The sequence below is a fragment of the Paenibacillus sp. FSL W7-1088 genome, from assembly GCF_037969855.1.
Classification (GTDB): domain Bacteria; phylum Bacillota; class Bacilli; order Paenibacillales; family Paenibacillaceae; genus Paenibacillus.
This window is the reverse complement of sequence record NZ_CP150216.1, coordinates 4,795,193-4,817,404: the sequence shown is the minus strand read 5'-3', so window position 1 is coordinate 4,817,404 and position 22,212 is coordinate 4,795,193. Positions and strand designations below refer to the sequence as shown.

23 protein-coding genes are annotated in these 22,212 nt (G+C 46.3%); all 23 read left to right on the top strand.

The window, feature by feature from the left end:
- The first annotated feature begins 6 nt into the window (after positions 1 to 6).
- The 23 genes from spoIIIAE to MKY42_RS21635 all read left to right on the top strand — a co-directional run bounded on the left by spoIIIAE (position 7) and on the right by MKY42_RS21635 (position 22,163).
- Entirely contained in the window at positions 7 to 1,197 is a 1,191-nt protein-coding gene (spoIIIAE, locus tag MKY42_RS21745; RefSeq protein ID WP_090900799.1) for a stage III sporulation protein AE, read from the top strand.
- Positions 1,198 to 1,227: 30 nt separating this feature from the next.
- The gene (gene spoIIIAF, locus MKY42_RS21740) at positions 1,228 to 2,106 is read left to right on the top strand and encodes a stage III sporulation protein AF (protein ID WP_090900796.1); all 879 of its coding nucleotides are present in this window, start codon (positions 1,228 to 1,230) and stop codon (positions 2,104 to 2,106) included.
- A 15-nt stretch (positions 2,107 to 2,121) separates the two neighbouring features.
- A complete protein-coding gene (gene spoIIIAG, locus MKY42_RS21735; protein WP_090900793.1) occupies positions 2,122 to 2,760 on the top strand; it encodes a stage III sporulation protein AG in 639 nt (212 codons plus the stop codon).
- Between the two features lie 65 nt (positions 2,761 to 2,825).
- Positions 2,826 to 3,677, top strand: a complete 852-nt coding sequence (locus MKY42_RS21730; RefSeq protein ID WP_179264000.1) for a SpoIIIAH-like family protein — start codon at positions 2,826 to 2,828, stop codon at positions 3,675 to 3,677.
- Positions 3,678 to 3,816: 139 nt separating this feature from the next.
- Positions 3,817 to 4,281, top strand: a complete 465-nt coding sequence (gene accB, locus MKY42_RS21725) for an acetyl-CoA carboxylase biotin carboxyl carrier protein (protein ID WP_063565765.1) — start codon at positions 3,817 to 3,819, stop codon at positions 4,279 to 4,281.
- A gap of 55 nt (positions 4,282 to 4,336) precedes the next feature.
- Positions 4,337 to 5,680, top strand: coding sequence for an acetyl-CoA carboxylase biotin carboxylase subunit (accC, locus tag MKY42_RS21720; protein WP_090900788.1), 1,344 nt, complete (start codon positions 4,337 to 4,339; stop codon positions 5,678 to 5,680).
- A 226-nt stretch (positions 5,681 to 5,906) separates the two neighbouring features.
- Complete coding sequence (locus tag MKY42_RS21715; RefSeq protein WP_024630996.1) at positions 5,907 to 6,317, top strand: Asp23/Gls24 family envelope stress response protein; 411 nt, start codon at positions 5,907 to 5,909, stop codon at positions 6,315 to 6,317.
- A gap of 148 nt (positions 6,318 to 6,465) precedes the next feature.
- The gene (gene amaP / locus MKY42_RS21710; RefSeq protein WP_090900785.1) at positions 6,466 to 7,005 is read left to right on the top strand and encodes an alkaline shock response membrane anchor protein AmaP; all 540 of its coding nucleotides are present in this window, start codon (positions 6,466 to 6,468) and stop codon (positions 7,003 to 7,005) included.
- 14 nt (positions 7,006 to 7,019) lie between these two features.
- Positions 7,020 to 7,253 (top strand): DUF2273 domain-containing protein, encoded by a 234-nt coding sequence (locus MKY42_RS21705; protein ID WP_053784412.1) that lies wholly within the window; start codon positions 7,020 to 7,022, stop codon positions 7,251 to 7,253.
- 195 nt (positions 7,254 to 7,448) lie between these two features.
- Positions 7,449 to 7,901 (top strand): transcription antitermination factor NusB, encoded by a 453-nt coding sequence (gene nusB / locus MKY42_RS21700; RefSeq protein ID WP_063565701.1) that lies wholly within the window; start codon positions 7,449 to 7,451, stop codon positions 7,899 to 7,901.
- A 228-nt stretch (positions 7,902 to 8,129) separates the two neighbouring features.
- Positions 8,130 to 8,987, top strand: coding sequence for a bifunctional methylenetetrahydrofolate dehydrogenase/methenyltetrahydrofolate cyclohydrolase FolD (gene folD, locus MKY42_RS21695; RefSeq protein ID WP_339844571.1), 858 nt, complete (start codon positions 8,130 to 8,132; stop codon positions 8,985 to 8,987).
- A 10-nt stretch (positions 8,988 to 8,997) separates the two neighbouring features.
- A complete protein-coding gene (gene xseA, locus MKY42_RS21690; RefSeq protein ID WP_090900782.1) occupies positions 8,998 to 10,362 on the top strand; it encodes an exodeoxyribonuclease VII large subunit in 1,365 nt (454 codons plus the stop codon).
- Positions 10,352 to 10,609, top strand: a complete 258-nt coding sequence (gene xseB, locus MKY42_RS21685; protein WP_063565703.1) for an exodeoxyribonuclease VII small subunit — start codon at positions 10,352 to 10,354, stop codon at positions 10,607 to 10,609. Before xseA ends, xseB begins: the two co-directional genes overlap by 11 nt.
- Positions 10,602 to 11,507 (top strand): polyprenyl synthetase family protein, encoded by a 906-nt coding sequence (locus MKY42_RS21680; protein ID WP_339844568.1) that lies wholly within the window; start codon positions 10,602 to 10,604, stop codon positions 11,505 to 11,507. Before xseB ends, MKY42_RS21680 begins: the two co-directional genes overlap by 8 nt.
- A gap of 281 nt (positions 11,508 to 11,788) precedes the next feature.
- The gene (gene dxs / locus MKY42_RS21675; RefSeq protein ID WP_339844565.1) at positions 11,789 to 13,696 is read left to right on the top strand and encodes a 1-deoxy-D-xylulose-5-phosphate synthase; all 1,908 of its coding nucleotides are present in this window, start codon (positions 11,789 to 11,791) and stop codon (positions 13,694 to 13,696) included.
- Between the two features lie 68 nt (positions 13,697 to 13,764).
- A complete protein-coding gene (locus MKY42_RS21670; protein ID WP_179264008.1) occupies positions 13,765 to 14,610 on the top strand; it encodes a TlyA family RNA methyltransferase in 846 nt (281 codons plus the stop codon).
- A gap of 81 nt (positions 14,611 to 14,691) precedes the next feature.
- Positions 14,692 to 15,180, top strand: coding sequence for a hypothetical protein (locus tag MKY42_RS21665; protein WP_256222170.1), 489 nt, complete (start codon positions 14,692 to 14,694; stop codon positions 15,178 to 15,180).
- Positions 15,181 to 15,301: 121 nt separating this feature from the next.
- Positions 15,302 to 15,751 (top strand): transcriptional regulator ArgR, encoded by a 450-nt coding sequence (argR, locus tag MKY42_RS21660; RefSeq protein WP_063565708.1) that lies wholly within the window; start codon positions 15,302 to 15,304, stop codon positions 15,749 to 15,751.
- A gap of 57 nt (positions 15,752 to 15,808) precedes the next feature.
- The gene (gene recN, locus MKY42_RS21655) at positions 15,809 to 17,527 is read left to right on the top strand and encodes a DNA repair protein RecN (protein ID WP_090900766.1); all 1,719 of its coding nucleotides are present in this window, start codon (positions 15,809 to 15,811) and stop codon (positions 17,525 to 17,527) included.
- A gap of 120 nt (positions 17,528 to 17,647) precedes the next feature.
- Complete coding sequence (gene spoIVB / locus MKY42_RS21650) at positions 17,648 to 18,979, top strand: SpoIVB peptidase (protein ID WP_090900763.1); 1,332 nt, start codon at positions 17,648 to 17,650, stop codon at positions 18,977 to 18,979.
- 192 nt (positions 18,980 to 19,171) lie between these two features.
- A complete protein-coding gene (gene spo0A, locus MKY42_RS21645) occupies positions 19,172 to 19,987 on the top strand; it encodes a sporulation transcription factor Spo0A (RefSeq protein WP_076291888.1) in 816 nt (271 codons plus the stop codon).
- 306 nt (positions 19,988 to 20,293) lie between these two features.
- The gene (locus MKY42_RS21640) at positions 20,294 to 21,163 is read left to right on the top strand and encodes an EAL domain-containing protein (RefSeq protein ID WP_339844560.1); all 870 of its coding nucleotides are present in this window, start codon (positions 20,294 to 20,296) and stop codon (positions 21,161 to 21,163) included.
- A 19-nt stretch (positions 21,164 to 21,182) separates the two neighbouring features.
- Positions 21,183 to 22,163 carry a GGDEF domain-containing protein gene (locus tag MKY42_RS21635; protein WP_257031346.1) on the top strand — a complete coding sequence of 327 codons (981 nt, stop codon included), beginning with the start codon at positions 21,183 to 21,185 and terminating at the stop codon, positions 22,161 to 22,163.
- The last annotated feature ends 49 nt before the right edge of the window (positions 22,164 to 22,212 follow it).

Sequence of the window (22,212 nt, the reverse complement as noted above, 5' to 3'; positions counted from 1 at the left end):
CTTCATATGAAAATGATGCATCACAAGCCGCAGTGGCGCCTTACCTTCGTGCTGACGCTGTGTTTTCTATTTGCCATCATGGGACAGGTGGCCGCTGGTTCTCCCTCGGGAGAGTGGATGCAGCAGCAGGCTGACCAGCTTCCCAAGGATCAGGTGGAAAAGTATTGGGACCAACTCATGCAACAATACGGTGGTTTTTTCCCGGAAGGAAAAACGCCTTCCTTTATGGATATGTTAGTGCCCGGCAATGAAGGGTTTAGCCTGAAGTCAGTGTTTATAGCGATTGGAACCTTCATGCTGCATGAAATTTTATATAACGGCAAGCTTCTGGTCACGATTGTGATGCTGAGTGTGCTGAGCATGATTCTGGAGACGTTGCAGACCGCTTTTGAGAAAAACAATATTAGCAAAATCGCTTATTCCATTTGTTACATGGTCATTATTATCATCGCCATAAACAGCTTCAGTGTGGCGATTGGATACGCCAAGGATGCCATTGCCAGCATGATCAACTTTATGATGGCCATGGTGCCCCTGTTGTTTACACTGCTGGCTTCCATGGGAAATGTCATTACCGTTTCTGTGACTCATCCGCTGATCATTTTCATGATTCATCTGGTCGGTACATTGATCCACATGCTGGTGTTCCCGCTACTCTTTTTCTCAGCCGTATTACATCTCGTCAGTTCCTTGTCCGACAAGTACAAGCTTACACAGCTGGCAGATCTCTTACGGAATATTAGTGTAGCTCTGCTCGGTATACTGCTTACGATGTTCCTGGGCGTAATTTCGGTGCAGGGGGCATCGGGCTCCGTGGCAGATGGTGTCAGTCTGAAAGCGGCGAAGTACATCGCAGGCAACTTTGTCCCCATTGTCGGCAGAACGTTTGCGGATGCAACGGACACGGTGATCACAGCGTCACTCCTGGTGAAAAATGCAATCGGACTAACGGGTGTCATCATCATCTTGTTTTTATGCGCGTTTCCTGCACTTAAAATTCTGACGTTAGCCCTGATCTACAACATAACTGGCGCGATCATGCAACCGTTAGGAGATACGCCGATTGTAGGATGTCTGCAAGCGATAGGTAAAAGCATGCTTTACGTATTTGCAGCACTTGCTGCTGTCGGACTGATGTTTTTTCTGGCAATCACGATCCTACTAACCGCAGGCAATCTGACCGTCATGATGAGATGAGGGGATGCTCGATAGAAAGGGGCTGGAAGGATGGGGTGGCTGAGCAGCTGGCTCCGGGAATTGATCATGATCGTTCTGCTGGCGACTTTCGTGGATATGTTATTGCCCAACAGATCCATGGAACGCTATGTCAAGCTTGTGCTGAGCCTCCTTATCCTGCTAACCCTGTTATCGCCTATAACAAAGCTCTTGAAAAGTGATCCTGTTGGCGAGCTTAAGCGAGCGATGACCGCCATGGATTCGCCATCTGATGGAAATGCAACACTTGAACAGATTTTGGCTCAGGGCAGGCGGCTGCAATCCAATGAACAGGAACAATCGCTGCAATGGACAGCCAAAGAGCTGGCTAACGTAATGAAAGGGCAAATTGAAGAAACAACCGGGGAGCGAGTGCAGTCTGTTGAGGTAAAGCTCGCCATGAATACTACTAAGCCGGAGACGGACTTGACTTCCTCGGTGGAACTTCCGGTGATCCAGTATGTTTTGGTGGAGATGACAGGTGAGGCAGCAGCGGGGAAAGTCAGCCTCAACACAGATCAGCAGGAAGCAGCGGCAACGACAACACCGATATTCGAATCTGACCCGGAATCCGAAGCCACTGAATCACCTCCAGTAAAGGAGCCAATCCAGATTGGTCAGATTGAGGTCCCTGATGTACAGATCGAGGTGAACAGTGGCAGCAATCATGAAAGTAGCATGGGTAAGGGTAACTCTGGCGAACCGCAAAATGGACAGGGAGCTGACTCCACACCTGTGTCGGGTGGGCAGGCAGAGACAAACTCTCAGCAAGGACAGACGTCCTCCCGATCTGAACGAGCAGTACAAATAATTACGCTATTGACAGAGAAGTGGGATATCGATGCCAACAAAGTACAGGTGAAAGAAAAGAAAAGCGCTTCGGCGCTGTAAGAAGGAGGGTATCCGATGAGGCAATGGCTCAAAAAGATGGAAAGCTGGCTCGGCGGAGGAGAAGGCGGGCAGCGGCGCAGTCAAACCTTTCGCTGGCTGATTATCCTTGGTTTGATCGGTGTCGGAATTATGCTGTTCAACTCTTTCGTCAATGTCAAAAAGATTGATTCCGAAAATATCGGTCGCGAGCCTCCTGATCCGGCTACATCCATGGCATCCATACAGGCGGATCCGACGGATCAGAATCCATTTCAGGCGATAGAGATCGCATTTGAGGACAAGATCAAGGGTGTGCTGGAAAATATCGTTGGTGTGGGAACTGTTGATGTGATGGTGACCGTGGATTCTACAGAGGAGCTTGTTGTACAGCGTAATGTGAAGGATTCGCAGCAGCTCACCGAAGAAACGGATGCAAACGGGGGAAAGCGACATATGACGCAATATACCCGGGATGGCGAAATTATAACGTATGAAATATCAGGGGATCAGACACCGATTGTCACGAAAAAGCTCAAACCGCAGATCCGGGGCGTGCTTGTCGTTGCCAGAGGTGCAGAGAACAAGGTTGTGAAGGACCTGATTACAGATGCTGTGGAAAAAGGACTGAATGTTGCGGCCTACCGGATTTCGGTTGTTCCGCGCAAGCAGGATTAGTCCAGAACATGTATCACAAAATTTGATTGTCATAAGAATGAAGCCAATTCGAGGAGGAAGTTCTAATGAATAACAAACGTCAAACGGTATGGCTCGTATCCATGCTGAGTCTGATGGTCATTTTGTCCGCCTATTACCTGTTCACTGAAGATTCCGGTCCGATTAATACGCCTGTAGCTGACAGCACCCAGGTGGATGGTATGAAGCAAGGAGAAGCGAAGGAAACGGCTGGAATCCTTGATCCGACAGAAGGTCTGGTTGTGAATGAAGTGGTGAATGGCGGCGAAGTTACAGGCACTGAAGGAGATCAAACGGCAGCTGAATCTGTGGATAATCCTGCGGTTGTAGACGGTAAAGAAGCTGGAGACACCGAGAAATCACCAGCTGCGGAATCCGGCGAGAAACAAGGTGAAGCGGGTAAAGGCAGCGAGAAAGGTACAGACAAAGGTACAGACAAAGGCGCAGTAACCACCCCTGAGACAAGTACTGGAACAGAAGGCAGCGCAACGAAAACCGATGAGGACGTTCTCAAAGAGATGGAGGAGCAGAATACGGCAGCGTCTGCGAGCAGCCAGTTCCAGAACTACCAGTGGCAGCGTGAGGAGAGCAACAATCGCAAGTATGAAGAACTTATGACCGTTGCGGGTGATCTGAGCAAAACACCAGAAGAAAATGCCAAAGCAACAGAGCAGCTTCGTACGCTGGAAGAAAAAGAAGCCAAAATCAATGGCATCGAAGAAACCCTGTCACAACAGTTTGCCAATGCCATCGTTCAGGAGGATGCCGACAAGTATAAAGTTGTTGTTCTCAGTGACAAACTGGATGTAAAACAGGCGGTTTCCATTGTGGATCTGGTGATGAAAGAACTGGCTGTATCCCAAAATAAAATCAGCGTGCAATACGTGACAGAACAGTAATCTAAAAAATGGAAAAGTAGCCCCGAGAACTGGATCAGATCTCGGGCTCTTTCCATTTTTAATGATTATGATATAATACATAAAGCCATATGACCGTCCTAGTGAGACTGGCATGATGCCGAAGGAGTGAATAATGGAAATGTTTAAATTGAGTGAGATCAAAGAGCTGATCAAACTGGTAGATGAAAGTTCCGTTCAAGAGTTGGAAATTGAAAACGAAGGATCACGGTTGTCGATTCGCAAACCGGGTAAAACCGAGTATGTTCAGGCAGCTGCTATTCAACCGCAAATGATTGCTGCACCACAGGTGCAACCCGCTGCAGTGGTGGCTGAGGCTGCTCCTCAAGTCGATACTACAAGTCATTTACATAAAATTGTATCCCCGATGGTGGGTACTTTTTACAGAGCTTCCTCGCCGGAAGCGGGTCCTTTTGTAAGCGCTGGTGATAAAGTTGTTGAGAAAACAACGGTATGTATCATTGAGGCGATGAAGCTGATGAACGAGCTTGATGCTGACATCAAGGGAGAAATCGTTGAAGTGCTGGTTGAGAACGGACAGCTGGTTGAGTATGGACAACCCCTGTTCCTGGTGAAACCGGAATAACGGTTATAACCGCATAACGGCAACTGCATGAGCTTCGAAGGAGGACAATAACGAAATGAAATTTCAAAAAATACTGATTGCGAACCGTGGCGAAATTGCGGTACGTATTATTCGTGCCTGTCGTGAAATCGGCATTTCGACGGTAGCAGTCTATTCGGAAGCGGATAAAGACTCCCTGCATGTTCGTCTCGCAGATGAAGCGTATTGTATCGGGCCTACACTTTCGAAAGACAGTTATCTAAACTTCACCAACCTGATGAGTGTAGCTACACTGACAGAATGTGATGCGATCCACCCAGGTTATGGATTCCTGGCAGAGAACGCTGATTTTGCAGAAATCTGTGGTTCCTGCAATATTACGTTCATCGGCCCTTCTCCAGAAGCCATTACCAAAATGGGTGATAAGGCTGTCGCCAAACAAACGATGAAGGATGCAGGTGTTCCTGTCATTCCGGGATCCGACGGTTTGGTTGAAAATATGAATGAAGCCATTATGATTGCTAGAGATATTGGATATCCTGTCATTATCAAAGCTACCGCTGGTGGTGGAGGTAAAGGGATTCGTATTGCTGAAGATGAAGAGGCGCTGATCAAACAAATTACAGCTGCCCAGCAGGAAGCACAGAAAGCTTTCGGCAATGCCGGAGTATATCTGGAGAAATTCCTGACAGGCATGAAGCACGTGGAAATTCAGATCATTGCAGACAAACATGGAAATGCAGTGCATCTGGGCGAGCGTGATTGTTCTGTTCAGCGTCGACGTCAAAAGCTGGTGGAAGAAGCACCTTGTCCAATCATCTCCGAAGATGTGCGTACATTGATGGGAGAAGCCGCAGTAAGGGCAGCGCTTGCGGTGAATTACTCGGGAGCAGGTACACTTGAGTTCTTGCTCAGCCCTAACGGTGAATTCTATTTCATGGAAATGAATACACGTATTCAGGTTGAACACCCTGTAACTGAAATGGTTACTGGCGTGGATTTGATCCGCGAAATGATCTCGGTAGCTGAAGGCAATCCGCTTTCATTCCGTCAGGAAGATGTTGTGATCAATGGCTGGTCCATTGAGTGCCGTATCAACGCAGAAGATCCGGACCGTAATTTTATGCCGTCACCAGGCAAAATTGGTTTCTATCTTGCACCAGGAGGACCGGGTGTACGTGTAGATAGTGCAGCTTATCCGGGATACACGATCTCTCCTTATTATGACTCCATGATCGCCAAATTGATCGTGTGGGGAGCAAACCGTGAAGAGGCTATCGCGAAGATGAAGCGTGCTTTGGCTGAATTTGCGATTGAAGGCATTTCCACAACGATTCCTTTTCATCAGAAATTGCTGGAGCATCCAACGTTTGTTCGTGGGGACTTTGATATCAAATTTCTTGAGGAAAATGAGATTTAAAAGGTATATTGGGCTTGTTTGTCATAATGTAGCCCAAATGATATAGTATGTAATAATAAGAGCGCATGTCTCCTGCAGAGGATAACGCCGCCGCACATACGCGGATGAAGTTGCAGGAGTTCCGGTAAAGCCGGACCGGAAGGGTTCTGAAGGCCAGGTAGGCCTGAGCACCAGCGCCCTGACGGATGGCCGCAAACTTATTTCGCGAAAGGTGTGTTGAACAGTTATGAGTACACTGCCGACAGAATTTGAACGAACGGATATCGGTGAAATCCAGATCGCACCTGAAGTTATTGAAGTGATCGCTGGACTGGCTACAGTTGAAGTTAAAGGTGTTGCAGGCATGAGCGGTGGATTCGCTGGTGGATTTGCTGAATTGCTTGGTCGCAAAAACCTTTCCAAAGGCGTTAAGGTTGAAGTAGGTCAGCGTGAAGCTGCTGTGGATGTTTCCGTTATTATTGAATATGGTTACCGTCTGCCACAGGTGGCTACCGAAATTCAACAGAACGTGAAGCGCTCCATTGAGAACATGACAGGATTGAATGTGAATGAAGTGAATGTGCACATTCATGACGTTCAGTTCAAGAGCACCGAGAAAGTGGAAGAAATCGACCTGAACAGTCAGCGCGTAAAATAAAAGAAGACAGATTCCCCCGGCATCACTGCCGGGGGTTATCCCGTCTTGGACAGGTCTTCATAATAAGCGTAAGCTTGCACCTGAGGGTTATCCTTTTGCCAAAGGGCAGGTTAAGCCATGTTAGTGAGCAAGGGAGGCTGTGCAGTTCGTGGCTAAAATACTGGATCGGCTTCTGTTGTTTATATACAGCATAAGCGTTGGAGCAATATCGGCAGCAGTCATACTTCTTATCAGTGGTGTGCTGCCTTACGAATTGAATTACCAGCAGGAACAAAACGTCATTATTGCGGCGGTAGTTGCAGCAGCGATTTTGTTTATCCTGAGTTTGCGATTTTTCTACATCTCGGTTCGGCGTGATCGTGCTTCATTGCCATCTGTAGATCAGCGTACTGAGTATGGTGATGTGCAGATTTCGATGGAAACGATTGAAAATCTCTGTCTCAAAGCAACTTCCCGTTTCCGGGGAGTTCGTGATGTCAAAGCTCGTATTCGTGTGGTTGAATCCGGACTGGAGATTATGATCCGTGCAGTAGTGGATGGCGAGACGCCAATCCCGACGCTGACAGCCGAACTGCAGAAGGCAATACATGATCATGTACAGGAGATTACGGGTATCCCGGTTTCTTTTGTCACCGTGTATATTGCCAACGTTACCCAGTCGCCTAACTACAAGAGTCGAGTGGAATGAGGTGAGTTTCACTGATGCTGTGGAGAGAGATTTGGGATAGTCACAGAGGCCGAATTACTGGAATTGTCGGCGGCATCTTTTTTGGATTTCTTTATGTATGGATCGGTTTTTGGGATATGTTGTTCTTTGCACTCTTGGTGTTCATCGGTTATACGTTAGGCAGACGAAGCGACTCGAAGCTGGGCTCGTTCATTCCCTGGAGGGAATGGGGGCAATGGCTTGGTGATCGCTGGCGTCCCTTTAAGTGAGCCACCTGAACCCTGCAATATGTTTCTTCCGAAAATAGAGCTGTAGTTTAGGTTGCCCGTTTTTTGGAGGAAACGATTGCAGGTTTTTTTGTGAAAAGGGATAACAATATAATAAGATCTCTGATTCCATCAAAGATTTTATATTTTAAAATAAGCATGATGACGCTCCACAGGGAGCGCTGCAGGAGGCAGGACATGAAAAGACGTTTGGCAAGGGAAATTGCAGTACAAAGTCTGTATCAGATGGAAATGAATGAAGTGGGCGCAGCTGAAGCCGTGAATATGCTGATCAATGAAGCCGCTGAAGACAATGAAACTGAAGTGGTTATTCATGATGCAGATGTAATGCGTACCTACGTGACCGAAATGGTACAGGGCGCATGGAACAATAAAGAAGCGATTGACGGATTGTTGGTCGATTATTTGAAAGGCTGGCAGATTAGCCGTCTGTCACGTGTAGATCGCCAGATTTTACGGCTTTCCACGTATGAAATGGTGTTCCGTGATGATATTCCGGCAAAAGTATCTGTCAACGAAGCGATTGAATTGTCCAAGTATTTTGGTACAGATGAATCGGGTAAGTTCGTTAACGGCGTACTTGGGCGCATGATTCAGGAAGTCAGCACCATCAAAGCAAAACTGTCTTAAGTTACAATTAACTACAGTGCGTGTTCAAAAAGACCGATTTTCAGTACCGAGAAGATGGGATGAAGCTAGAAATGGAGTAGCGGAGCGTAGGGAAAACTACGTGAGCAACGGACATTTCGGCTGAATTTCATATTCGATGCTGATGATGCCGATAGGCATCCTTCGTAATCAAAAGCTGACTTTTTGAACAACCTCTAAAATATGTTCACATAAGGGAGAGAGAGTACAGTGACAGCATCTATTATTAACGGAAAAGAAGTATCCCAAGAAATGCGCGCAAGCATGACAACAGAAGTGAAACAGCTTAGCGAACAGGGGGTAGTACCTGGCCTGGCTGTTGTGCTCGTCGGGGAAGATCCGGCATCCCAAGTATATGTGCGTAACAAAGAAAAAGCATGTCATGACCTCGGTTTCTATTCCGAAGTTCATCGTTTGGATGCAAGCACGTCCCAAGAGGATCTGCTCGCGTTGGTGGACAAGCTGAACAAACAGGAATCCATTAACGGTATTTTGGTTCAGCTCCCATTGCCGAAACATATCGAAGAGAAAGCGGTGATTGATGCAATCGCCGTGGACAAGGATGTGGACGGATTCCATCCGGTTAATGTGGGGAACCTCGTCATTGGAGACGATAGTTTGTTGCCATGTACGCCTGCGGGCGTGATTGAGCTAATCAAGCGTACGGGTCTCGAAATGTCAGGCAAACATGCCGTAGTTATCGGTCGCAGCAATATTGTGGGCAAACCGGTATCCTTGCTGCTTCAACGTGAGAACGCAACGGTAACCATGTGTCATTCCCGTACAGCGAACATGAAAGAGATCACCCGTCAGGCAGACATTCTTGTGGTTGCTATCGGTCGTGCAAACTTTGTGGATGCCGATTTCGTCAAACCGGGTGCTGTTGTAATCGATGTGGGAATGAACCGCTTGGATAACGGCAAACTGGCTGGGGATGTAGATTTCGAAAGCGTGAAGATGGTATCTGGCCCAATTACTCCAGTTCCTGGTGGCGTTGGTCCAATGACAATTACCATGTTGATGCAAAATACACTGATCGCAGCCAAACGCGCTCACGGATTGGCCTAGGTAACTGTCTGTGGCAGATCAAAAGATCTACTCCATCAAAGACCTGAACCGATACATCCGGATGAAACTGGAATCGGATCAGGTACTGTCGGATGTATGGCTGCGCGGAGAGATCTCCAATTTTACACATCACTCCAGCGGTCATATGTATTTTACATTGAAGGACAAGGACAGCCGAATTAAGTCCATTATGTTTGCTTCCCATAATCAACGATTGCCCTTTGTACCGAAGGAGGGTGCAAGGGTTATTGCTCGTGGTAATGTTTCGGTATATGAGCGGGATGGACAATATCAGTTCTATGCCACACACATGCAACCGGACGGTATTGGAAGTCTGTATTTGGCCTATGAGCAGCTGAAAAAAAAGCTGGAAGACGAGGGGCTGTTCTCTGCATCACGGAAAAGGCCGATTCCCCGTTTTCCACAGACGATTGGTGTGGTTACTTCACCTACAGGTGCTGCGGTAAGGGATATCATGATTACATTGCAGCGCAGATATCCATCTGCCCAAGTGATTCTATATCCAGTACTCGTTCAAGGTAAAGGTGCGGCTCCATCCATTGTGAAGGCCATCAATAACCTTAACCGAATGGGAGAAGTCGATGTGCTGATTGTTGGACGAGGCGGCGGATCACTGGAGGAGCTATGGGCTTTCAATGAGGAGATCGTGGCAAGAGCAATTGTGGGTTCTGCCATTCCTGTGATTTCAGCGGTTGGGCATGAAACGGATTTTACGATTGCCGATTTTGCTGCTGATCTGCGGGCGGCGACACCTACGGCTGCTGCCGAACTGGCAGTACCCAATCGAGCTGAGCTGCTTGATCAGATCGCTCAGCGCCAGCGTCAGCTGCAGCACAGTTTACGTCAGCGTGCTGTTCATAATCGGGAGCGACTGGCCAGATTGCAACGATCACCTGTGCTTGTGCATCCCAGACGTACCTTAATGCAGCATACGGAGCGGCTGGATATGCTGCAGCAGCGTCTTCTGCGAACTGTAGATACACGTATGAAATGGACGACCGAGAAACAGGAGCGTTTGCGTGCAGCGCTGCAGCGGTTCAATCCTCGTGAACAGGTGAATGCTGCAAGACGTGAGAATGCATCAGCCCGGCGTCAGCTGGAGGTTGCAATCCGATCCATCACGAGAGCGAAGCAGCAGCAGTGGAAATCATCTGTACGTCATTTGGATGCGCTAAGCCCGCTCAAAGTTATGTCACGCGGATACAGCCTTGTATACGACGAGCAGGAGCAACGATTGATCAAATCGATGAAGGATGTACAGCCTGGAGATTCGATAAAGATTAAATTAACAGACGGACAGCTGGACTGTCAGGTTTGGGGAATGAAGGAGGACGACAATACCCATGGCGAATGAACCGGAATTGAATTTTGAAGAGGCAATGGCGGCATTGGAAGACATCGTAGGTCAGCTTGAGCATGGTGATGTTCCACTGGAACAGGCCATCGATTTGTTTCAGCGCGGAATGAAGCTTTCCCAACTTTGTGGTTTGAAGCTGGAACAAGTGGAACGTAAGATCGAGATGATCGTAGAAGAGGATGGGGAACTTCGCAAGAAACCGTTCGGCGCTGCCGTCGACGAAAGCGGTGAAGTCAATGAGTAATCGTCCTTCGTTTGAAACGTATCTTGAGGAAGTTACAGCTGAAGTGACGGGAGAGTTGAGGCAGGCTCTTCCTGTTCACTGGGATGTGCCTCAGTCACTGGTTGACGCGATGCAGTATTCACTTATGGCCGGGGGCAAACGCCTTCGTCCACTTCTGGTCGTTGCTGCGGCGGAAGCCTTCGGTGCACAGCGTACAGCTGCATTGCCGGTAGCCTGCGCCGTGGAGATGGTTCATACGTATTCGTTGATCCACGATGACCTGCCTGCTATGGATAATGACGACTATCGCAGGGGAAAATTAACGAATCACAAAGTGTTTGGTGAAGCGACTGCTATATTGGCTGGCGATGCACTGTTAACGCATGCTTTTTATAGTATCGTTCAGGCAGGTCGTCACAGTGGTGTGTCAGCAGACGCATTATTGTCCATTGTGGAGGATTTGTCCGAACTGGCTGGAGCAAGAGGCATGGTTGGCGGACAAGTGGCCGATATGGAAGGCGAGCAGGGCATGACAGATCTTGCCCAATTGCAATATATTCATCTGCACAAGACCGGAGATTTAATTGTGTTTTCCCTCATTGCTGGCGCTCGTATTGGTGGTGCGACAGAAGGACAGTTGGAGGCGCTGCGTGTATTTGGCAGAGACCTGGGGCTGGCATTCCAGATTCAGGACGATATTCTGGACCTGACGGGTGACGAGCAGAAAATGGGAAAGAAAACGCAAAGTGATGTGAATCAGCAGAAGGTCACATACCCCTATTTTATTGGCATGGATGCCTCTCTTCAAGAGGTGAAGTCCCTGACGCAATCAGCTAAAGATGCACTTGTTAGAGCGGAGTTACCTGACCCTTCCCGACTGATGGAGATCGCAGATTATCTGATGAGTCGAGATCATTAGTTTTGGTTGAGGGTAACTGTTTCAAATCATTCGGAATCGTGTAATCAATTTAATGTGCTTTTTCTGGGCTTCATGAGGAAGGGTTGGTCCAAGTAGGTATGTGAATACATATTGAGGAAGATCATACGAACCATGCTGGCGAAAATACTCGTTATCTGGAGTAAAGTGCCGTAAATTATGATTCTTGTTCTTTTATGTTATAATGTTTTAATGTTATTTAATAAACTGTGTATATATGGATTACACCAAATCAAACAATCTAGGAAAGCGGGGAGATTCTCGTGCTGCTTCCACAAATTAAACAACCCAGTGATCTAAAGTCGATGTCTCAGGATGATCTTGTTCTTTTGTCGGCAGAGATCCGGCAGTTTCTGATTGAGAAGCTGTCCGTTACAGGGGGCCATCTCGCACCCAACTTAGGAGTGGTTGAGCTCACGGTAGCCCTGCATTATTGCTATAACAGTCCAGTGGACAAAATGATTTTCGATGTAGGGCATCAGGCTTATGTGCACAAGGTTCTAACGGGGCGGATGGATCGCTTCGATACACTGCGTCAGCATAATGGCTTGTGCGGATTTGTTAAACGTAACGAGAGTGAACATGATGTATGGGAAGCGGGCCACAGCAGTACATCGTTATCTGCTGCAATGGGCATGGCGCTTGCCCGTGATCTTAAGGGTGAAAACAATCAGGTTATCGCTATGATCGGGGATGGAGCGCTTACAGGTGGTATGGCCTTTGAAGCTCTCAATCACATTGGTCATGAACAGAAAAAGCTGATGGTTATCCTCAATGATAATGAAATGTCCATTGCTCCGAATGTTGGGGCAATGCATAAATATTTGAGCAAAATTCGTTCGGATCGCCATTATTTGAAAGCCAAGGATGACGTGGAAGGAATGCTCAAAAAAATTCCTGCCATCGGGGATCGTTTGGCCAAATCGGCGAGCTGGATTAAAGATAGTGTCAAATATATGATGGTTCCAGGGGTTCTGTTCGAAGAGCTGGGCTTCACCTATTTGGGACCTATTGATGGACACGACATTCCGAAATTGATTGAAACGTTCAAACAGGCGGATAACGTAGATGGGCCTGTAATGGTTCATGTACTGACAACCAAAGGTAAAGGCTATCAGCCGGCTGAGGCCGATTCACACAAATGGCACGGAATTTCTCCGTACAAAATTGAATCAGGTCAAGTACTCAAAGCTGTGGGCAAACCGATGTATACGGAAGTTTTTGGTAAAACGTTGATTGATCTTGCCAAGCAGGATAAACGAATTGTAGCGGTAACACCGGCCATGCCAACAGGTTCGGGTCTCATTCCTTTCAGTAATGAATTCCCTGATCGCATGATTGACGTGGGTATTGCCGAACAGCATGCAGCAACCATGTGTGCAGCACTGGCTATGGAAGGGTTAAAGCCGGTATTTGCGGTCTATTCGACATTTATGCAACGTGCGTATGATCAAATTGTACATGATATTTGTCGTCATAACGCCAATGTCATGTTCGCCATTGACCGTGCCGGATTTGTCGGTCCGGATGGTGAAACACATCAAGGTGTGTATGATGTAGCGTTTATGCGTCATATTCCGAATATCGTACTGATGATGCCTAAGGATGAGAATGAACTGCGCCATATGATGAAGACGGCGCTTGAATATAACGAAGGCCCGATTGCTTATCGTTATCCACGAAACAATGTTGTAGGGGTGCCTCTTGACGATGAACTCATTCCGATTCCAATCGGTACATGGGAACAGCTTCGTCCATCAGAAGGCTATGCAATTATCGCTTCGGGATCAATGGTACAGCTTGCTGAAGAAGCTGCCGAAACGGTTAAAAGAGAAGGGATTACGGTTGGTGTAATTAACGCTCGTTTCCTTAAACCGCTTGATGAGCAGATGCTGAGTGATCTGGCAGTTCGAGGCACGAAGTTAATTGTGCTTGAAGAAGCTTCCCAAGCAGGCAGTATGGGCAGTGCAGTTCTGGAGTTTTACGCAGAACAAGGGCTGCATGATGTTCATGTGCAACTGATGGGCATTCCGGATCGATTCATTGAACATGGCAGTATTGAGGATCAAAGAGCTGAAGTGGGACTCACGGTTGAGAATGTGAGTTCGGAGCTGCGCAGCATGGCAGCCCAATCTTCATTTGGTATGTCCAGAACTCGGTTCCCTTCATAACAGGAACAATTAGAGAAACTGGAACACATTATTGATTAATTAGGATTACTAGATGATAGGAGAAAGACATGTCACTCCCGAAAGAACGAATTGATGTTCTGCTGGTTGAGCAGGGATATTACGAAAGTCGTGAGAAGGCAAAAGCTGCAATCATGGCTGGTCTGGTATATGCCAACAATGAGCGGATTGAAAAAGCGGGCATGAAGATTCCACGGGAAGCCGAACTGAAAGTAAAGGGTTCAGTACATCCCTATGTCGGCAGAGGCGGATTAAAGCTTGAAAAAGCGATCCGTCACTTCGATCTCGACATGAATGGACTTGTGATGCTCGATATCGGTTCATCCACTGGTGGATTTACCGATTGTGCCTTACAACATGGCGCATCTCATGTATATGCCATCGACGTAGGTTATAATCAGCTGGATTGGTCACTCCGTAATGATAAACGGGTTACTGTAATGGAAAGAACCAATTTTCGTTATGTGACTCCAGAAGATCTACATGGACCTGTGCCGAATTTTGCCAGTATTGATGTATCTTTTATTTCGCTGAGAATTATTTTGCCACCGTTGCTGGCACTTCTGAAGCAACCGGCAGACATTGTAGCCTTAATTAAACCCCAGTTTGAAGCAGGCCGTGAGAAAGTTGGCAAGTCAGGTGTTGTTCGTGATACTAAGGTTCACAAGGACGTTTTGCAGACGATGCTTCGTTTCGCCAATGAACTTGGATTAAAGCTGAACGGTTTAACATTTTCGCCGATTACAGGCGGAGAAGGCAATATCGAATTTCTCGCTCACTGGCGTCTGGAAGAACCAGAAGCAACACTACAAGAGAACGTTCAGGCTTCACTTGATGCACTTGCAGATCAAGTTGCAATGGAAGCTGCCCATACTTTTACAGGAAACTCATCATAGGATGGGTTTCTTTTCGCTGGAAAGGTGACATTATAAAAGGAAATCGGTTGTCGAAGCTCGAATATGTCTTCGAGGTGAGCGATGATGGATGGGCAATATGACACAATGGTTATTGGTGTACTTGCTGTCTGCTTGATTATTTGGCTGTTCTTTGGCTTTCGTAATTGGGTTAATCGTCCGATTCCGGTAAGCTTGTCGGGTATGCAACTGAATTCAGAAATTCAGGATTCACCGGCAGTCGATCTGCTTGAAGCGGAAGGATATGAAGTCATCGGAGGTAAAATGAAAGTTCCTTTAGCTATTGAAGCGGATGAATCCGTTTATTACAGCAGGCTGTTCATTGATTATGTAGCCGAGCGTGATGATGAGAGATATCTGGTGAAGACGTCCCGTCGCAGGCAACCTCTTGAATTTACTGGGCCCTCCCTGCGCGATCGCTTCCTGTATTATTTATTGTTATATCCCGGCTGTGAAGGGCTGCTGTATGTGGACATGGAGGAATTGGATATCAAGGTCATCAGACTCATGGACTATCAGGAAGACGTGTACGATGGAGATGATCTGGACTAAGGGTACTTATGGAGCCTGAAAGTTGTTTATATAACGAATGAGGAATAATGGATGGCAAACTTTAAGGAAATTAGAATTAGTCATTTGATGCAATACATTGAACTTTTAACTGGAGGCATGTATGAAAGGACAACGACACATTAAGATACGTGAAATCATTAGTCAAAACGAAATTGAAACCCAGGATGATCTGGTTGAAGCTTTGCGGAAATCCGGATTTCAGGTGACTCAAGCCACGGTATCACGGGATATTAAGGAGCTTCTTTTAATCAAGATCCCGATGGATGATGGACGATATAAGTATTCGCTGCCTACAGACCAACGATATAATCCGATTCAGAAACTGAAACGGGCCCTCGTGGATAACTTCTTACACATCGATCATACAAACAATCTGGTCGTGATGAAGTGTTTGCCTGGCACAGCTAACTCCATTGCTGCCTTGCTCGATAATATTGAGTGGACTGAAGTGATGGGCACCATCTGTGGAGATGATACGATACTCATTATCTGCCGGACGGAAAGTAACAGTGTGACCGTAATCGAGCGGATTATGGGTTATATTTCCTAGAATATAATGGTTCAAAAACATAATTTCTGAGTGAGTCATCCGGAGGTGTTTTTGCAGATGTTAGTAACATTGTCGATTCGTAATCTGGCTGTTGTAGAAGAAGTTGATGTGGTTTTCCACCCGGGCTTCCATGTCTTGTCTGGTGAAACGGGAGCAGGTAAATCGATTATTATTGATGCCCTGGGTTTGATTGCAGGTGGACGAAGCTCTGCCGATCTGATCCGTTATGGATGTGAGAAGGCCGAGATGGAGGCTCTGTTTGAAATGGAGCCAAGCCATCCGGTATGGGAAACGCTGGAGAAGCTTGGTATCCATTGTGAGCCGGAGGAGCATCTCGTGATTCGCCGTGAACTGAATACCCAAGGCAAAAGTACATCTCGTATTAACGGCCAATTGGTCAATTTAACGATGCTCCGTGAAGTTGGAGAGAAATTAATTAATATTCACGGACAACATGAACATCAAAGTTTGTTGCGCGCAGAAAGTCATCTGGGGCTTCTGGATACATACGGGGCAGCAATCATCGGTCCAGTCAAAACGGAATATCAGGCACGCTACAGTAAATTTATTACGGCGGAAAAAGAACTGCGTGCACTTCAGGAATCCAGTCAACGTGCGTATCAATTGCTGGACATGTATCGCTTTCAGCTTGAAGAGATTGCAGCGGCTTCTCTAACGCAGGGTGAGGATGAATTACTCGGAGAAGAACGGGTCAAACTATCCCATAGCGAGAAAATGATGGACAGTGTTGCTGGTGCATATGATTTGCTTAGCGGTCAACGTGGGTTAGAAGCTGTAAGTATCGCATTGTCACGAATTGAAGATATATCAGGATATGACAGCAAAGGCTTGCAGCCTATTGTTGAACAGCTCCAGTCTGCATTTTATCAGCTGGAGGACGCGACGTTTCAGTTGCGTGATTATCGGGAGAAGATCGAATTTAACCCGGGTAGATTGGAAGAAGTGGAACAGCGGCTGAATCTGATTTCTGGCCTCAGACGGAAATACGGCGACAGTGTGGAACTTATTTTGAATTATTATGAACAAATTAGCCATGAGACCGACCAGCTGGAGAACAAGGATGAACGTCTGGAGAAGCTGCGTAATGAACGTGACAAATTGCTCAAATTAGTCATGGAGTCTGCGGAGGAGCTCAGCCGGGTTCGTAAACAATGTGCCGAGGAACTTGCAGCGCAGGTGGAGAGTGAGCTAAAGGATCTGCAGATGGAGAGAACGACGTTACGCGTTCAGATTACGCCTTTTGAAGATGCAAAAGGGATTGAATGGAATGGGCGTCGCATTCGTCTTACGCGTCAGGGTGCAGATAATGCAGAATTCCTGATTTCTCCGAATCCAGGTGAGCCTTTACGTCCGCTCGGCAAGATTGCTTCCGGTGGTGAGTTGTCCCGAATGATGCTGGCGATGAAGAGTATTTTCGCACGTCATGACCGGATTCCTGTGTTGATCTTTGACGAGGTGGATACGGGGGTAAGCGGAAGAGCAGCACAATCCATTGCGGAGAAATTATATCGCCTGTCCTCCACTTGCCAAGTATTCTCTATTACTCACTTGCCACAGGTCGCCTGTATGGCGGATCATCAGTATCTCATCGAAAAGCATGTGTATGATGGACGCACGATGACACAAGTGGAGTCGCTGTCAGACGAAGGCAGAGTGAAGGAATTGGCACGTATGCTGGGCGGAGTGGAAATTACAGAAAAAACGCTGCATCATGCACAGGAAATGTTGAATTTGGCGGAAGCCAAAAAAGGGTGAAACGAGCGGCTGGCGTAATGATTGACAGTAATAAAAGCCTGGGGGCGAGGTTATCTTATAGGTACGCAATTGGCGACCACCTTTCGTCAAGCGAAAGAAGCAAAGGGAGTGTGACAGCCATTGAATTCCCCCCTCAGGAAGAAATTGCTAGGTCTTTTATTTGCCTTCTTTCTATGTGTGATCAGCCAGGTCATTCAGCCTGTGCAAAGTTATGCTTCATTGCCTGATGAACTTCAGGTATTTGCAGGCAGGCAAGCTGACGTTCATCTCGCTGTACCGGCTGCTTCAAGCGCTGTTGTGGACCGTCCTGACATCATTGGTTTTGATGGAAAGGAAACTGCGGTCCATGTAACGAAGCAACAACCTTTGCATCTTCATCCCCAACAAACGGGACATGCCAAATTAACGTTGAAGTTGTGGGGCAAAATTCCGGTGAAAACGGTTAACGTAAACGTGATTCCGGATTTGCGTGTAGTACCCGGGGGACAAACCATTGGCGTCAAAGTAAAATCTGCAGGTATTCTGGTTGTGGGGCACCATCTGGTCCGTTCTGGACAAGATGAACGTGTATCCCCTGGAGAATCAGCAGGGATTAAGCTCGGGGACCTGATTACTCATATGGACGGTAAACGTCTTGATGGTGTATCGGGCGTAGCTGAAGCTGTTGAGCTTGCAGGCAAGAGCAAAAAAGGAATTGATGTGGTGTTAAAACGCGGCAAAGAAACAGTTAAGACGCGTTTGACACCGGCTTATGATGCCGAAGACAAAGCCTGGAGGCTGGGATTGTACATTCGTGACTCTGCTGCAGGTGTAGGGACATTAACCTTTTATGCTCCGGATCAGGGCGTATATGGCGCTCTGGGACATGTTATTACGGATATGAACACACAGACCTCCATCGTTGTTGGTAGTGGTCAGATTGTTCAGTCTAATGTAACATCGATCTCCAAGAGTGAGTCCGGTGATCCGGGGGAAAAACGAGCTCATTTCCTGAAAGAAAGCAAAATTCTGGGCAATATTGAACGTAATACGGCTTTTGGTATCTTTGGTAAAATGTCCGGTAATCCTGAACATAGCTTGTATTCAAAAGGCATTCCCGTTGCTTTTTCCCATGAAGTAAAAGAAGGTCCTGCGGAAATTCTCACTGTCGTTGAGGGCCAGCAGGTGGAACGATTCTCGATTGATATTGTACACGTAGCAGACCAATCCGAACCGGCAACCAAAGGCCTGGTGCTTCGAATCACAGATCCGAAGCTGCTGGATAAGACCGGAGGCATTGTGCAAGGCATGAGCGGCAGCCCCATTGTGCAAAACGGTAAACTGATTGGTGCTGTGACCCATGTGTTTGTCAATGATCCGAAATCAGGTTATGGCTGCTTCATTGAGTGGATGCTACAGGATGCAGGAGTCATGATGAAAAAGGAACATGCGAAAAACCTTAAGGCGGGTTAACCTCCTTAAGGTTTTTTTGTCGAATGGAAACATATAATATCGGATAATGAAATAAATTATTTATTATATAGCAATGCGAAAAAAAAATAAAGAAAAATAATTTTCGACAGAAGGAATTTCCTCCCCTGTGTCGAAAATTTAACCTGTAAGGAAATGTACGAAACGATGTTTAAATTAAAGGAGGATACCGTTTTGCAAAAAATTGAGGTATTGCTGGCCGATGATAATCGTGAATTTACGAATTTGCTTGCCGAATATATATCCGAACAGGAAGATATGGAAGTAACCGGAATTGCATACAATGGAGAAGAAGTGCTGCAGTTGCTGGAGCAGACTCGCGATGTACCGGATGTACTCATTCTGGATATTATTATGCCTCACCTGGATGGACTTGGTGTTTTGGAGCGTCTGCGCAACCTGAATCTGTCTCCACAGCCCAAAGTCATTATGCTTACGGCTTTCGGACAAGAGAATATCACGCAGCGTGCCGTGCAACTCGGAGCTTCTTATTACATCCTGAAACCGTTTGACATGGAAGTGCTCGCGAATCGTGTGCGTCAACTGGTGGGCACGCAAACTACGATCTCCACAGGTGGTGGTGGCGGTTCATCGATGTTTATGAACAAGTCCAACGTAGTACCGATGGGTAAACACAAAAATTTGGATGCAAGCATTACGTCCATCATACATGAAATCGGCGTTCCTGCGCATATTAAAGGATATCAGTATTTACGCGAAGCCATCACCATGGTGTATAACAATATCGAAATTTTGGGTGCCATCACCAAAACCCTGTACCCAGCGATTGCCGAAAAGTTCAAAACAACGCCGTCTCGCGTCGAACGAGCCATCCGTCATGCCATTGAAGTGGCTTGGACACGTGGCAACATCGACAGCATCAGCCACCTGTTTGGCTATACGATCAACATCAGCAAGTCGAAACCGACGAATTCCGAATTCATCGCGATGGTTGCTGACAAGCTGAGAATTGAGCATAAGGTGTCCTGAAAGGATCAGGAATAACGATCACCTGAACCCAATAAATACTTATTTACACATAAGCGAACACCACGTTTTTATTGAGTCTTCCAAGACCATTAGAACGTGGTGTTTTTTTGCGCGAATAATATGGAATTCCTTTTTAGAAAAATGAAGCAATCTTTATTAAACAGGAGTGGCTGTAGTGAGGCTTTCTCAGATATAAATTTTTGAATGGTGAAATTTTTTACAAACTTTTACTTGCAGTTAACGCTTTCTCAGCAAGAAAGTGGTACGATGTGACCACTGACAAGATCCACATTATAGGTATAAAGGATGAATTATATGAAGAGAACGACTTTTTTCTGTGCCTACATAAATGAACTATACAATTCGCTGAAATATGTACATAAATCACTTCAACATTCTATGCTTAGTTACAGACAATTCACCGGACTGCAAAAAATTATGCGTAATAGAATGCTTACTACATATTTTCAGCCAATTTTGAATCTGCAGGACGGGCGATGTCTTGGATACGAGATATTAAACCGTCCTCCCATATCTGATCTTTTTCCAAATGCAGAATCTTTTTATCAATTCATTGGTCATACGGATCAGGTGTTCACATTTGAACGCTTCTGTCGTGAGATTTCGATTGAAAGATTCAGAGACTCTTTAACTACAGAATGTTATCCCGACAGTACCGTTGTTTTTTTAAATATACATCCTCAAGTTTTAGCGGATTCTACTTACCGCAGCGGAGAAACAATCAGTCTATTGAACAGTTATGGTCTATCCCCTGAGCAAGTGGTCTTCGAGCTAACCGAAAAACAGGCAGTCCAGGACTATGTAGAATTCGAACGCATACTCTCGAATTATCGCTCACAGGGCTTTCGGATTGCCATTGATGATGCGGGTTCCGGGTATAGCAGTCTGAAGGCGATTGTAAGTCTAAAACCTGATTTTATTAAATTGGACAGAGCGCTGATTAGTCGAGTGGACACACATTCGGATCAGCAGCACATTGTAAGGATTCTTAAACAATTTGCTGTCGACTCGGGGACCAGTATCATTGCGGAAGGCATCGAGCGTTACGAGGAAATTCAATTTTTGCGACGTGAAGGTATCGAATACGGTCAGGGTTACGCACTCGGAAGACCTGATACAGTATTAAGGCCGTCTCCCTTATCTTTTCCCGGGTAATTAAGGATTTAAAAAGTAGATGGTATGGCTAGGTATAGAGGAGGCGAATGGTATATTTACGCAAATAGGTGAGATAGCCGATACGATTCCTGTAGTAGCGCCTGAAACAAAATGTGATATCGTCTACAATCTTTTTAAATCAAATCCCAATCTGGAAGGTGTGGCGGTTATGGGGGAACAAGGGGTGTCATTAATGATGCGAGCTCGTTTCTTCCAGCAGATTGGTACACAGTACGGCTATAATTTGTATATGGGTCGCCCGGTGGAACTGGTTATGAACGCGCGGGCACTGGTTGTCGATTACGCTGAACAGATTACGGACGTAAGCGTTCTGGCTATGAATCGATCTGAAGAAGAGTTATACGATCTAGTGCTTATAACAGCTGAAGGCGTTTTGTATGGAGCAGTTAGTATCCGGCGTCTGCTGCTTGCTGTTGCGGATGTTCGAGCCGAGATGGCGATATTCATGAATCCCTTGACAGGTCTTCCAGGTAACCGAATTATAGATGAACGATTGGATCAGTTACTACAGCTTGATTATTTTAGTGTTCTATACATAGATTTGGATCACTTTAAATCCTACAATGATAGCTATGGGTTCAAAATGGGGGATCAGCTTATTCAAGCTACTGCTAACCTGCTCCGGAAGCTTTTTGTTTTTCCAGAGGCTTTTCTTGGCCATATCGGTGGAGACGATTTTATTGTGATATTAAATCATCATGAATTTAGGCACGTTTGTGAAGAGGTGATAACAGGTTTTGAGCAGATCAAGGGAGCGTTTTACAATCAGGAGGACTTGGATAAACAGTATGTTTTGGGCGAAGGGCGTTCTGGACTGAACCGAGCTATCCCGCTTGTATCGGTGTCGATCGCTGTGGTCACGAACCGTAGAAAACAGTATGAAAACATTGATCAAATTGTAAGTGAGGCGACCCGGATTAAAAAAGTATGTAAATCGGTAAATGGCAGCATTATTTGTGGGAATGAGGAAGCCGTATAACCAGTAATGTCGGGAAAAACATTAGATACGGAAAAAACCGTTATTTAAA

Coding starts and splice junctions, on each gene's coding strand:
- recN (WP_090900766.1), top strand. CDS start 15,809: ATGTTAGTAACATTGTCGATTCGTAATCTGGCTGTTGTAGAAGAAGTT.
- xseB (WP_063565703.1), top strand. CDS start 10,352: ATGGCGAATGAACCGGAATTGAATTTTGAAGAGGCAATGGCGGCATTG.
- MKY42_RS21635 (WP_257031346.1), top strand. CDS start 21,183: ATGGTATGGCTAGGTATAGAGGAGGCGAATGGTATATTTACGCAAATA.
- argR (WP_063565708.1), top strand. CDS start 15,302: ATGAAAGGACAACGACACATTAAGATACGTGAAATCATTAGTCAAAAC.
- MKY42_RS21670 (WP_179264008.1), top strand. CDS start 13,765: ATGTCACTCCCGAAAGAACGAATTGATGTTCTGCTGGTTGAGCAGGGA.
- spoIIIAG (WP_090900793.1), top strand. CDS start 2,122: ATGAGGCAATGGCTCAAAAAGATGGAAAGCTGGCTCGGCGGAGGAGAA.
- MKY42_RS21640 (WP_339844560.1), top strand. CDS start 20,294: ATGAATTATATGAAGAGAACGACTTTTTTCTGTGCCTACATAAATGAA.
- MKY42_RS21705 (WP_053784412.1), top strand. CDS start 7,020: ATGCTGTGGAGAGAGATTTGGGATAGTCACAGAGGCCGAATTACTGGA.
- MKY42_RS21730 (WP_179264000.1), top strand. CDS start 2,826: ATGAATAACAAACGTCAAACGGTATGGCTCGTATCCATGCTGAGTCTG.
- MKY42_RS21680 (WP_339844568.1), top strand. CDS start 10,602: ATGAGTAATCGTCCTTCGTTTGAAACGTATCTTGAGGAAGTTACAGCT.
- spoIIIAF (WP_090900796.1), top strand. CDS start 1,228: ATGGGGTGGCTGAGCAGCTGGCTCCGGGAATTGATCATGATCGTTCTG.
- accC (WP_090900788.1), top strand. CDS start 4,337: ATGAAATTTCAAAAAATACTGATTGCGAACCGTGGCGAAATTGCGGTA.
- accB (WP_063565765.1), top strand. CDS start 3,817: ATGTTTAAATTGAGTGAGATCAAAGAGCTGATCAAACTGGTAGATGAA.
- nusB (WP_063565701.1), top strand. CDS start 7,449: ATGAAAAGACGTTTGGCAAGGGAAATTGCAGTACAAAGTCTGTATCAG.
- MKY42_RS21715 (WP_024630996.1), top strand. CDS start 5,907: ATGAGTACACTGCCGACAGAATTTGAACGAACGGATATCGGTGAAATC.
- spoIIIAE (WP_090900799.1), top strand. CDS start 7: ATGAAAATGATGCATCACAAGCCGCAGTGGCGCCTTACCTTCGTGCTG.
- MKY42_RS21665 (WP_256222170.1), top strand. CDS start 14,692: ATGATGGATGGGCAATATGACACAATGGTTATTGGTGTACTTGCTGTC.